General features: G+C 67.0%; 12 protein-coding genes. 2 read left to right on the forward strand and 10 right to left on the reverse strand.

The window, feature by feature from the left end; translation table 11 throughout:
* Nucleotides 1-120: 120 nt before the first annotated feature.
* From AC1DXV_RS10695 to AC1DXV_RS10730, 8 genes are all read right to left on the reverse strand, one after another.
* Nucleotides 121-414, reverse strand: coding sequence for a hypothetical protein (locus AC1DXV_RS10695; RefSeq protein ID WP_477933518.1), 294 nt, complete (start codon nt 412-414; stop codon nt 121-123).
* A gap of 12 nt (nt 415-426) precedes the next feature.
* On the reverse strand, nt 427-1248 hold the full coding sequence (locus tag AC1DXV_RS10700; RefSeq protein WP_047506412.1) for an ABC transporter ATP-binding protein: 822 nt from the start codon (nt 1246-1248) through the stop codon (nt 427-429).
* 4 nt (nt 1249-1252) lie between these two features.
* The gene (locus tag AC1DXV_RS10705) at nt 1253-2587 is read right to left on the reverse strand and encodes an ABC transporter substrate-binding protein (protein ID WP_477868010.1); all 1335 of its coding nucleotides are present in this window, start codon (nt 2585-2587) and stop codon (nt 1253-1255) included.
* Nucleotides 2588-2631: 44 nt separating this feature from the next.
* Complete coding sequence (locus AC1DXV_RS10710) at nt 2632-3696, reverse strand: branched-chain amino acid ABC transporter permease (protein ID WP_477868008.1); 1065 nt, start codon at nt 3694-3696, stop codon at nt 2632-2634.
* 3 nt (nt 3697-3699) lie between these two features.
* Entirely contained in the window at nt 3700-4629 is a 930-nt protein-coding gene (locus tag AC1DXV_RS10715; protein ID WP_477933520.1) for a branched-chain amino acid ABC transporter permease, read from the reverse strand.
* A complete protein-coding gene (locus AC1DXV_RS10720) occupies nt 4629-5411 on the reverse strand; it encodes an ABC transporter ATP-binding protein (protein ID WP_477868004.1) in 783 nt (260 codons plus the stop codon). Before AC1DXV_RS10720 ends, AC1DXV_RS10715 begins: the two co-directional genes overlap by 1 nt.
* Nucleotides 5408-7360 (reverse strand): AMP-dependent synthetase/ligase, encoded by a 1953-nt coding sequence (locus AC1DXV_RS10725; protein ID WP_477933522.1) that lies wholly within the window; start codon nt 7358-7360, stop codon nt 5408-5410. The genes AC1DXV_RS10720 and AC1DXV_RS10725 overlap by 4 nt, the downstream gene beginning before the upstream one ends.
* Nucleotides 7361-7473: 113 nt before the next feature.
* Complete coding sequence (locus AC1DXV_RS10730) at nt 7474-8115, reverse strand: VOC family protein (RefSeq protein ID WP_477864612.1); 642 nt, start codon at nt 8113-8115, stop codon at nt 7474-7476.
* A gap of 93 nt (nt 8116-8208) precedes the next feature.
* On the opposite strand from AC1DXV_RS10730, the gene AC1DXV_RS10735 reads away from it, so the two are divergent.
* Both AC1DXV_RS10735 and AC1DXV_RS10740 read left to right on the forward strand, forming a co-directional pair.
* On the forward strand, nt 8209-8997 hold the full coding sequence (locus AC1DXV_RS10735; protein WP_477864613.1) for a Crp/Fnr family transcriptional regulator: 789 nt from the start codon (nt 8209-8211) through the stop codon (nt 8995-8997).
* Nucleotides 8998-9064: 67 nt separating this feature from the next.
* Nucleotides 9065-10459, forward strand: a complete 1395-nt coding sequence (locus tag AC1DXV_RS10740; protein WP_477864614.1) for a hypothetical protein — start codon at nt 9065-9067, stop codon at nt 10457-10459.
* Between the two features lie 31 nt (nt 10460-10490).
* On the opposite strand, the gene AC1DXV_RS10745 is transcribed toward AC1DXV_RS10740, so the two are convergent.
* Both AC1DXV_RS10745 and AC1DXV_RS10750 read right to left on the reverse strand, forming a co-directional pair.
* Nucleotides 10491-11264, reverse strand: a complete 774-nt coding sequence (locus AC1DXV_RS10745; RefSeq protein WP_073462881.1) for a tetratricopeptide repeat protein — start codon at nt 11262-11264, stop codon at nt 10491-10493.
* A gap of 15 nt (nt 11265-11279) precedes the next feature.
* Entirely contained in the window at nt 11280-11981 is a 702-nt protein-coding gene (locus tag AC1DXV_RS10750; RefSeq protein WP_477933524.1) for a TetR/AcrR family transcriptional regulator, read from the reverse strand.
* Nucleotides 11982-12094: the final 113 nt, after the last annotated feature.

Here is a 12094-nt window from a genome sequence, read left to right on the forward strand (position 1 = left end):
GCGCGGCGAATGCCGGCGCATGGGCCTGCGCATGCGCCAGCAGCGCCGGCAGCGCCGCGAACAGCGCGCGCTCGCGCTCGGCCGGCTCACGTGTTTCCAGCGCGTCGAAGAAGGTACCCATCACTCGTCATCCGCCCAGCGGGCCAGGCGTTTGCGCACCTCGTCGACCAGCTTGCGCACGTCGGCGCCGCTCTTCAGCACCTGCGTGTCCCATTCCGGCGTCGTGATCGGCCGGCGGGCGATGCGCGCGGTGATCGTCGCGGCATCGCTCGCGAGCTGGAGCACCGGCTTGCCTTTCCAGTCGAACGCCGCGCCGCGCTCGGCCAGCGGCTTCAGCTCGCGCAGCTGGCGCTTCAGCGTGACGAGAGTCTCGTCGGGCTTGAAGGCCGGTGGCGCAAAGAAATCATCGGACATCGTCGTCTCCCTTCAGCTCAGCCAGCGTTTGCGGCGCTTGTAGCTCTTGACGTCGCGGAAGCTCTTGCGCTCCACGTCGTCCTTGGCGCCGCCGGTGCCGAGGTAGAACTCCTTCACGTCCTCGTTCTCGGCCAGCGCCTTCGCCGCCCCGTCCATCACGACACGGCCGTTCTCGAGGATGTAGCCGTGGTCGGCATAGCGCAGCGCCATCGCGGTGTTCTGCTCGGCGAGCAGGAAGGTCACGCGCTCGCGCTGGTTCAGGTCGCGCACGATCTCGAACACCTCCTCGACGATCTGCGGCGCGAGGCCCATCGACGGCTCGTCGAGCAGCACCATCTTCGGGTTCGCCATCAGCGCGCGGCCGATCGCGCACATCTGCTGCTCGCCGCCCGAGGTGTAGGCCGCCTGTGAGCCGCGCCGCGTCTTCAGCCGCGGGAAGTAGCCGTAGACCTTCTCCAGCGTCTCGGCCACCGCCGCCTTGCCGTCGCGCCGCGTCCAGGCGCCGGTCATCAGGTTCTCCTCGATCGTCAGGTGCGCGAAGCAGTGCCGGCCCTCCATCACCTGCACGACGCCGCGGTTCACCATCTCGGCGGTGGACAGCGCCTCGATGCGGTCGCCGCGCAGCTCGATGCTGCCCTTGGTGACCGCGCCGCGCTCGCCCGCCAGCAGGTTGCTGACGGCGCGCAGCGTCGTCGTCTTGCCGGCGCCGTTGCCGCCCAGCAGCGCGACGATGCCGCCCTCGGGCACCTGCAGCGAGACGCCCTTCAGCACCAGGATCACGTGGTGGTAGATCACCTCGATCCCGTTGACGTTGAGCAGGATGTTCGCGGCCATGCGATCAGCTCTGGCAGTCTTCTGGCGTCCGGCGGGTGAGCTTCTTGTCGACGGCGTACTTGTCCGCCGCCGCCTTCACCATCGGCTTCAGGATCTGCTCGTCGGCCTGGTACCAGTCGGAGCTGAAATTCCACTTGCTGCCGTCCCAGGTGTGCACCCGCGTCCAGGTGGTGCCCATGTGGTCGAGGCACGAGGTGCTGACCGGCCGCATCACGCCGGCGAAGCCGAGCGCATCGAGCTTCTTCTGGTCCAGCGCCAGGTTCTCCAGCCCCCAGCGCACCTGCTCGCCGGTCATCACCTTGCCTTTGCCGTAGCGCTCCTGCGCGCGCCGCACCGCCTCGACACCGAGCATCTGGATGATCAGCCCGCGCGTGTACAGCACCGAGCCGACCTCGTCCTTCGGTCCGGCGCCCTGGCCCTTGTCGTGCACGTACTTCAGGATGTCCTGGATCACCTTCGGCTGCTGGCCCGAGGTGTTCAGCGCGAGCGCGTTGTAGCCCTTGGCGGCGTCGCCGACGTCCTTCACGTCCGGCTCGGCGCCGGCCCACCACACGCCGTACATCTTCTCGCGCGGGTAGCCGGTGGCGATCGCCTCCTTCAGCGCGGTCGAGTTCATCACGCCCCAGCCCCACAGCAGCACGTAGTCGGGYTTCTGCTGGCGCACCTGCAGCCAGGCCGATTTCTGCTCGACGCCGGGCGCCGTCACCGGGATCTTCACCAGCTCGAAGCCGTGCGTCTTCGCGCGCTCTTCCAGCAGCGGCATCGGCTCCTTGCCGAACGGCGAGTCGTGGTAGACGAGCGCGATCTTCTTGCCCTTCAGCTTGTCGAGCCCGCCTTCCTTCTTGCCGATGTGCTGGATCAGGACGTCGGCGGCCGTCCAGTACGAGCCCATCAGCGGGAAGTTCCACTTGAACACGCCGCCGTCCTGCGAGGCCGCCAGGCCGTAGCCGAGCGTGATCAGCGGGATCTTGTCGGCGGGCACCTTGTCGGTCAGCGCGAAGGTGATGCCGGTGGCCTGCGGGTCGAACAGCGTGACGCCGGCGCGGCCCTTCAGGCGCTCGTAGCATTCCACGCCGCGGTCGGTCGCGTAGCCGGTCTCGCATTCCTCGTAGCTCAGCTTGACGCCGTTGATGCCGCCGTCGCGGGCGTTGATCATCTTCAGGTAGTCCTGCTTGCCGTTGGCCCACGGCGTGCCGTTGGGCGCGTAGGCGCCGGTGCGGTAGACGAGCAGCGGGAAGAACTGCTCCTTGGCCTGCGCCTGCGCGGCCGGCGCGGCGAGCAGGCCGGCCCAACCCACCGCGGCGATCGCGGCAACCCGTGCGAACGACTTGAACTGCATGTCTGTCTCCGTTGGTGGTGGTGATGGAATCGCGATCGGTGGGCTCAATGGGGGAAGGGCCACAGCCGCAGCTTCTCGCGCGCGGTGGACCACAGCCGTGCCAGCCCGTGCGGCTCGACGATCAGGAAGAACACGATCAGCGCGCCGAAGATCATCGATTCGAGGTGCGATGCGAGCGCGGTCGACAGCGGCATGTCGAACCAGCGCGGCACCTGGTTCAGCAGCAGCGGCAGCAGGATGATGAAGGCCGCGCCGATGAAGCTGCCGCTGATCGAGCCGAGCCCGCCGATGATCACCATGAACAGCAGCTGGAACGAGCGGTCGATGTTGAACGCCGCCGGCTCCCAGGCGCCGAGGTGGATGAAGCCCCACAGCGCGCCGGCCACGCCGACGATGAACGAGCTGACCGCGAACGCGGTGAGCTTGGCGTACATCGGGCGGATGCCGATCACCGCGGCGGCGACGTCCATGTCGCGCATCGCCATCCATTCGCGGCCGATGCTCGCGCGCACCAGGTTCTTCGCGAGCAGCGCGAACACGCAGACGAAGCCGAGGCACAGCAGGTACTTCGACACCGGCGATTCGATCGGCAGCCCAAGCACGTTCAGGCCCGAGACGCTGACCGAGCCCGACGACGAGTTGTTGGTGAACCACGAGATGCGCAGGAAGGCCCAGTCGGTGAAGAACTGCGCGGCCAGCGTCGCGACCGCCAGGTACAGCCCCTTGATGCGCAGCGACGGGATGCCGAACAGCACCCCGACGCCGGTGGCGCAGACGCCGCCGAGCAGCAGCGACGCGATCAGCGGCATGCCCGGGATGCGCACCTGGAAGTTGTAGGCCGCGTACGCGCCCACCGCCATGAAGGCGCCGGTGCCCAGCGAGATCTGGCCGCAGTAGCCGACGAGGATGTTCAGCCCGAGCGCGGCGAGCGACAGGATCAGGAACGGGATCAGGATCGCGCGGAACAGGTACTCGGGCGCGGTGAGTGGCAGCACGACGAAGGCGACCGCCAGCAGCGCGAGGATCGCGACGCGGTCCTGCAGCACCGGGAAGATCTGCTGGTCGGCGCGGTAGCTGGTCTTGAACTGGCCGTTCTCTCTGTACAGCATGGCTCAGACCCGATCGATGATCTTCTCGCCGAACAGGCCCTGGGGCCTGACGAGGAGGAACAGCAGCGCCAGCACATAGGCGAACCAGATCTCGATGCCCCCGCCGAGCATCGGCCCGAGGTAGATCTCCGACAGCTTCTCGCCGACGCCGATGATCAGCCCGCCGAGGATCGCGCCGGGGATCGACGTGAGTCCGCCGAGGATCACCACCGGCAGCGCCTTCAGCGCCACCAGCGACAGCGAGAACTGCACCCCCAGCTTGCTGCCCCAGATGATGCCGGCCACCAGCGCGACGATGCCGGCCACCGACCACACGATGACCCAGATGCGGTCGAGCGGGATGCCGATCGATTGCGCCGCCTGGTGGTCGTCGGCCACCGCACGCAGCGCGCGCCCGGTGGCCGTCTTCTGGAAGAAGAGGGCGAGCAGCGCGACCAGCGTGGCCGCAACCAGCGCCGCCACCAGGTCCTCCTGGCTGATCAGCACGCCGCCTTCGAATGTGCCCTGCAGCACCAGCAGCGGCTCCTTCGGCATGCCGACGTCGATCTTGTAGATGTCGTTGCCGAACAGCGTCTGGCCGAGCCCGTCGAGGAAGTACGCGATGCCGAGCGTCGCCATCAGCAGCGTGATGCCGTCCTGGTTGACCAGCCGCGACAGGCACAGCCGCTCGATCAGCCAGGCCACCCCCACCATCAACGCCGCCGCGGTGATGAAGCCCAGCACGTTGGCGAGCAGCTTGCTGTCGAAGTGGAACCACTGCGGGAACCACTCGGAGAAGCGCGCCATCGCGAGCGCCGCAAACAGCACCATCGCGCCCTGCGCGAAATTGAAGACGCCCGAGGCCTTGTAGATCAGCACGAAGCCGAGCGCGATCAGCGCATACAGCATGCCCGCCATCAGGCCGCCGAAGAGGGTTTCGAGGAAGAAGCCCATCAGTGTTGAACCCCGAGGTAGGCCTTGATGACATCCGGATCGGATCGCACCTCGCCCGGCGTGCCGTCGCCGATCTTCCTGCCGTAGTCGAGCACCACCACCCGGTCGCTGATGTCCATCACCACCCCCATGTCATGCTCGATCAGCACGATGGTCGTGCCGAACTCGTCGTTCACGTCGAGGATGAAGCGGCTCATGTCCTGCTTCTCCTCGACGTTCATGCCGGCCATCGGCTCGTCCAGCAGCAGCACCTGCGGCTCCATCGCGAGCGCGCGGCCGAGGTCGACGCGCTTCTGCAGCCCGTACGGCATCTTGCCGACCGGCGTCTTGCGGTACGGCTGGATCTCCAGGAAATCGATGATGCGTTCGACGACGCGCCGGTGCTCGATCTCCTCGCGCTCGGCCGGCCCGAACCGCAGCGCCTGCAGCAGCAGGTTGCTCTTCATGCGCAGGTTGCGGCCGGTCATGATGTTGTCGAGCACGCTCATGCCCTTGAACAGCGCCAGGTTCTGGAAGGTGCGCGCGACGCCCATCTCGGCGACCTGGCGCGAGTTCATGTGGCGGAAGGTGCGCCCGCGCAGCGCGATCGAACCCTGCTGCGGCTGGTAGACGCCGTTGATGCAGTTCAGCATCGAGCTCTTGCCGGCGCCGTTCGGGCCGATGATGGCGCGGATCTCGTGCTCGCGCAGGTCGAAGCTGATGTCGGTCAGTGCCTTCACGCCGCCGAACGACAGGCTGATGTTCTTCACGTCGAGGATCACGTCGCCCACGGCTCGCGTCATGCGGCGCTCCTGACTGGCGCGAAGGTCTTCGCGTCGGCGATGCGCAGGTCGGCGGCGACCATGCCGCTGCGGCCGTCCTCGAACTTCACCGCGGTCTCGATGTACTGCGAGGCGCGGCCGCCGTACAGCGCATCGACCAGCACCTGGTAGCGCTCGCCGATGAAGCCGCGCCGCACCTTGCGCGTGCGGGTGAGTTCGCCGTCGTCGGCGTCGAGCTCCTTGTGCAGCACCAGGAAGCGCGTGATCTGGCTGCCGGCGAGCTTGTCGTCGGCCGCGAGGTCGGCGTTGACCTGCTCCACGCAGTCGCGCACCAGTTCGTACACCTCGGGCTTCTGCGCCAGGTCGGTGTACCCGGCGTAGGGCAGGTTGCGGCGCTCGGCCCAGTTGCCCACCGCCTCCATGTCGATGTTGATGAAGGCGCAGACCTTCTCGCGCCCATCGCCGAAGGCCACCGCCTCCTTGATGTGCGGGAAGAACTTCAGCTTGTTCTCGACGTACTTGGGCGCGAACATCGCGCCGTCGTTCGCGCCGCCGACCAGCCGGCCGACGTCCTTCGCGCGGTCGATGATCTTCAGGTGCCCCTGCGCGTCGAGGAAGCCGGCGTCGCCGGTGCGGTACCAGCCGTCGGGCGAGAGCACCTCGGCCGTCGCCGCCTCGTTGCGGTAGTAGCCCTTCAGCAACCCGGCCGAGCGCACCAGCACCTCGCCGTCGGCACCGACCTTCAGTTCCACGCCGTCGATCGGGATGCCTACCGTGTCGGCGCGCGCCTGGTGGTCGGGTTGCAGGCAGACGAACACGGCGGTCTCGGTCGAGCCGTAGAGCTGCTTCAGGTTGATGCCGATCGAGCGGTAGAAGCTGAACAGGTCCGGCCCGATCGCCTCGCCGGCGGTGTAGGCCACGCGCACGCGCGACAGGCCCAGCGTGTTGCGCAGCGGGCCGTAGATCAGCAGGTTGCCGAGCGCCCAGGCCAGCCGGTCGGGCAGCGCGAGCGGCTTGCCGTCCATGCGCGCCGGGCCGACCCGCCGCGCGAGCGCCATGCAGTGGCGGAACAGCCAGCGCTTGGGCGCGCTCGCGTCTTCCATGCGGATCATCACGCTGGTGAGCAGCGCCTCGAAGACGCGCGGCGGCGCGAAGTAGTAGGTCGGCCCGACCTCCTTCAGGTCGATGCCGACGGTGGCGGGCGACTCCGGGCAGTTGACGACGTAGCCGCAGGCGAGCCACTGCGCGTACGAGAACACGTTCTGGCCGATCCACGCGGCCGGCAGGTAGGCGAGCACCTCTTCGCCGTCGGACAACTTGTCGAAGCGGGCGCCGGCGCGCGCCCGGTCGATCAGGCTCGCATGCGTGTGCACCACGCCCTTCGGCTGGCCGGTGGTGCCGGAGGTGAAGAACATCGCGGCCACGTCCTCGGGCCGGTTGCGCTGTACTTCATCGTGGACGTACGCCGGGTGCGCGGCATGGAAGAGGCGGCCGGCCGCGACCAGCGCGTCGAGCGAGGCCAGGCCGGGCTCGTCATAGTGGCGCAGCCCGCGCGGGTCGTCGAACCAGATGTGCGAGAGGGCCGGGGCGGGGCACTGCGGGCGGATCTCGAGCAGCTTGTCGACCTGCTCCTGGTCTTCGACCACCGCGAACGCGACGCCGGCATTGACGATCGGGAACACGAACTCGGCAGCGGCCGCATCCTGGTACAGCGGCACGGGAATCGCGCCCAGCGATTGCGCGGCGAGCATCGTCGCGTACAGCCGCGGCCGGTTCTCGCCGACGACGATCAGGTGCTGGCCGCGCTGCAGGCCGGCCTGCGCGAGGCCGGCGGCGAGCTCGCGCACCAGCGTGGCGAGCTGGGCCCAGCTCAGCGTCTGCCAGATGCCGAACTCCTTCTCGCGCAGCGCCGGTGCGTCCGGCCGCTGCGCGGCATGGTCGAGCATCAGACGGGGGAACGTCGTCAGCACCGCTGTCTCCTGGTTGTTTCCGGGCGTTTGCGGCGACTGTACGAACAAGTTTGACGCCAGGTTGTCGTTCTGACGACAATCTTCGGGACATCCCCCTTCGGTCTTACCCGAGGCTATGCGCCGATCGTGCGCAGGCCGCTCGGCGTGTGGATGTGTGCGACCAACTGCGGCCGGGCGCCTGCGGGGAGCGGCGACACCTGCACGGACGTGTCGAGACCGAGTGTCGCGAGCAAGGCCATCACACGGTCGGGCTCCGGATGCCGGGCTTCGAAGCGGTGCAGCGCGCAGCCCACGTCCTGAAGGCCGGATGCCGGGTGGGTGGGCGCCTGCCATTCGATCAGTGCCGGCGCGATGCCATCCATCGGCAAGCTCCCGTCGGCCGGGATGGTGATGAGCCACTGCAAGGCGCCGCGGGTGATCGGCTCGATCTCGCCGAGTGCTTCGGATGCGGCTGCGGTGGCGCTCCGGATGTCGTGGGTGCGAGCGACCCAGTTGGACAGGCGGGGCAGGGCGTGCGGGTGCAGCGTGTCGAGTGCGAACCAGCGCGGCCGGCCCGGCGCAGGCGCGGCGGGATTCACCGCGATGAGCTCGAGGAAGAGGTCGTCGCCCAGGCGCAGCAGCAGGTTGTGCGTGCCCATGCGCGGATGCTCACCGCCGGGCTGCAGCTCGACGCCGAGCGCGTCGCGGACGAACGCGGCGCCCTGCGCCAGCGTCGGTGCGGTGATGGTGATGTGATCGAGCTGGCACGGATGCATCGCACGTCCTCGCGGGAGGGATCGGCGGATTCTGCCGGTTTGACGATCTCTCGCTCCGCTACCCACAATCCCGGGAATGGCGAGGACATCTTCATGGGAGCCGTGATTCCACCGGTCGTGCCGACCCTGCCGAAGGCGGGGCAGCCGCCGCTGCGCGTGCGCGCCCGCCAGGCCAGTGCCGACGAGCTGCGCGACATCCCGTGGCTGCAGTCGCTGCAGGCCGACGAGCGCGAGCGTGCCGTCGACGACCTGAAGGTGGTGCAGGTCGATGCCGGCGAGCTGCTGTGCCGGGTCGGCAAGCCGGCGACCTTCTGGTTCGGCGTGGTCGACGGGTTGCTGAAGATGAGCAACGACTCGGCGCTTGGCATGCCGATGACCTTCACCGGCGTGCCGCCGGGCGGCTGGTTCGGCGAGGGCACGGTGCTCAAGCGCGAGGTCTACCGCTACAACATCCAGGCGCTGCGCAAGAGCGTGGTGGCGGGCATCACGGTCGAGACCTTCCACTGGCTGATCGACCGCAGCATCCCGTTCAACCGCTTCGTGATGCAGCAGCTGAACGAGCGGCTCGGGCAGTTCATCGGCGCGCGCGAGATCGATCGGTTGAACGATCCGGATGCGCGGGTGGCGCGCAGCCTCGCGTCGCTGTTCCACCCGGTGCTGTACCCCGGCGTCGGCACGCTGCTGCGGATCACGCAGCAGGAGCTGGGCTACCTGGTCGGGCTGTCGCGGCAGCGGGTGAATGAGGCACTGCATGCGCTGCAGGCCGAGGGGCTGATCCGCATCGAGTACGGCGGCTTGCGGGTGATCGACCTGGAAGGCCTGCGGCGACGGCTGCAGCGTTCCGCCGATCCAGGATTGGCATCCGGGCTACACGATTCCTGAAGTGGACTTGGAACTTGCCGATGGGCGATGGGTACATAGCGCGCATCCCATTCGCCTGGAGTCGTTGATGAGACCCATCGCCAAGCCCGAGTCCGCTCACCTCGACACTCGACTGTCTGCAACAGACAGGCTCAAGTTGCTTGACGAGGAATTCAGCAACCTCGACCTGTCGCCGAACTCATCCAGTGTTTGGTTTGACCCTCAAAAAGACACGGGAGACGCTCGATTCGGCCGCAAGTGCGTCAATGCCTATATCGAGACGAGGAAATTGTCTTGGCCTCGAAACATGGATCTATACGCCGAGGAATCCGAAAAAATCAGCAAGGAGGCCGTGGCGCGTTGGTGTGCCAACAACGGGCTCTTCGAAAACTTCATGCGGGTGGCACTCGAGTGTCGCGTCGAGACCCTCACAGTGGACACGACGCTGGGTGCGGAAACGGCCTGCCGCGCCTTGTCCCGCTGCTCCGGGCTTCGAACGTTGCGCATCCACTATGCGGCCGTGAGCGAAGCTGCTCTCATCTCGCTCATCGAGAACGACACCCTGGAATTCCTGCAGCTCTTTGACTGCACCTTGACTCCGTCAGTCGAAGAGATTGCAGCCATCCAGCGCACCTGCGGGCCGCAAAAGCGGCTCGAATTCTTGAGCTGTGTAGCCAAGGGAGTGGGGCGCGCGGCATTTGATCCACTGGTCAACATTCTGAGCTGCTGTCCGGCGCTCACGCGGTTGTGGGTGGAAGTCGGGCATGACGCGGCAAGCGTGAGATCGTTGATCACGGTGTTGGAGCAGCATCGGTCAGTGCAAGACCTGCACGTTGAGGTTCAATCAATGGCCGCTGCAGAGGCGCTGCTTGCCGCCTTGGCGTCAGACCAATCGCCGTTGAAGCTAGTCAACCTCAAGGTTGTTAACTGTGATTCAAGCGCAATAGACAAAAAGCGCAACGTAGTTGATTGGGGGGCATACGAGCGCACAGTAGTCGCCAGCGCGACCGCGGTGAAACTCGCCAGCGACCTCATTCGACGCGATGGTGGGCTGCAAAGGCTTGAGTTTGCTCACATCGAATTTCGAGGCGTTGCCATTGCGGATCTGCTTTCGGCTTGGCGGCAGAATCGATCGCTTCTGACATTGAAAGCCAGCTTCTGGAGCCCCGAGAGCATATACAGTCGCGGTGGCTCGCCGGAACATGAGGAATATGAGAAACAGAAGATCCTCGCGAAGCGTCTGGAGCAACGAAACAGAGCGTTCCACCGCGCCAAGCTCGGCATCGCGAACGCCGTTGTAGCCAGCTTTTCGATGAACCTGAATAAGGACGTCGCCGCGTTGATTGCCCGGGATCTGATAGGCAACCACACACCCGCGGAACTGAAGGCGGCCCACGGCGTCATGGCAGTCAACCGCGCAAGCGCTGCAAGTGTCGAGAGGGCTCTGCCTGCGCCGCTGCGCATGGACCGGGTTCGTTGGTGACCCACCGCGATGGCTCCGCACCCCCAGGGCGCTACTCCTCCAGCTCCGCCTTCGCCATCTCCACGTCCAGTCGCTCCATCGCATCCGCCGGATTGAAGGCGGCCGCATCGGCGTACAGCTGCTCGGCCTCCTTCATCTTCTTGTCGCCCTCGAGCATCACCAGCCCGTTTGCGTACTCCACCATCGCGATCGCCGAATCCGGATTCAGCTTCAGCGCGGTCTTGAACGCTGCAAGACCCGCCTCCTTGCTCGCCCCCTGCGTGCGCCCGAGCAGCGAGCCCACCTTGTCGATCACCTCGGCGTGGAAGGTGCCCAGGCCGATGTGCGCATCGGCATGCTTGGGCTGCAGCTTGATCGCCGTCTCCAGCGCGCCCTTGACCTTGCTGCCCAGCCCCTGCGTCAACGCCTTCGCGACGCTGATGCCCTGGCTGTAGCGGCCCAGCGCATAGGCCGACAGGTACCAGGCGTTCGCGTTCTTCGGGTCCTCGGCGGCCTGCGCCTCGGCGCGCTCGGCGACCTCCTGGAACAGCGCGAGCTTGGTCTTCTCGTTCTTCTCCAGGTAGTTCGCGTAGATGGCCTGCGCCTTGTTCGCGACAGTGATGCCGGCGCCGCCCGCCTTCAGCCCGGCCTCGGTCGCCTTCTGGAACTCGCCGGCGTGGAACAGCGCCCACGCGGCCAGCACCTTGTCGTCCTTCGGCAGCGGCTCGGCATCGCCGGCATGCAGCCGCGCCCACTTCTTCTTCAGGCTCGCGGCGTCGAAGCTGTACTCGGCGGCGTCGTACGGGAAAGCGGTCCACTTGGCCATGGTTGTCTCCTGGGGTCAGCGCTTGGGCAGCGCATTCTGGTAGTTGCCGACCAGCGCGAGCWGGTGCTCGCGCGCGGCGGCGTCGAGGTAAGGCGTCAGCAGGCTCAGCACATGGAAGGCGCCGCGCAGCAACGCGGCACCGGCGCTCTCGGGCTCGAGCGCGTGGCGCGGATCGCGCACGTACTCGTAGCTCAGCCAGTAGGTCAGCACGACCACCATCGCGGTCGCGACCGGCTCGGTCTCGCGGGCTTCGAGGCCGGTCCGGCCGGACCGGGCGATGGCGCCACCGCGCGCCAGGCCGTCGAGCACCGCGCGCACCGCGCGCGACTTCTCGTCGAGGATCTTCTGGAACTGCGTCTCCAGCCGGCGGTTCTTCGACAGCAGGTCGTTCAGGTCGCGGTACAGGAAGCGGTACTGCCAGATCAGCTCGAACAGCATGTGGAAGAACAGCCATGCGTCCTCGACATGGCGCACGTCGTCGGCCGCGCGCAGCAGCGTGAGCAGCGATTGCTCGTAGCGGCCGAACAGCGTGTTGATCAGCTCGTCCTTCGCCGGGTAGTGGTAGTACAGGTTCCCGGGACTGATCTTCAACTCGGCCGAGATCAGCGTCGTCGAGACGTTCGGTTCGCCGAAGCGGTTGAACAGGTCGAGTGCGACCTCGAGGATGCGCTCGGCCGTGCGGCGCGGCGGCTTCGGGTCTTTCGAGGCGGTGGCCATCGGCGTTGTCGTTCTGGTGGGTGGCAGGTCCCTGGCGCGGGCAATCTAGCACCAAGTCCCGCGCCCGCCGGGCGGTATTTGCCCGTGCCAGCAGGAATGACGGCCGCTGCCTA

Source organism: Rhizobacter sp. P3_C12 (assembly GCF_056402735.1).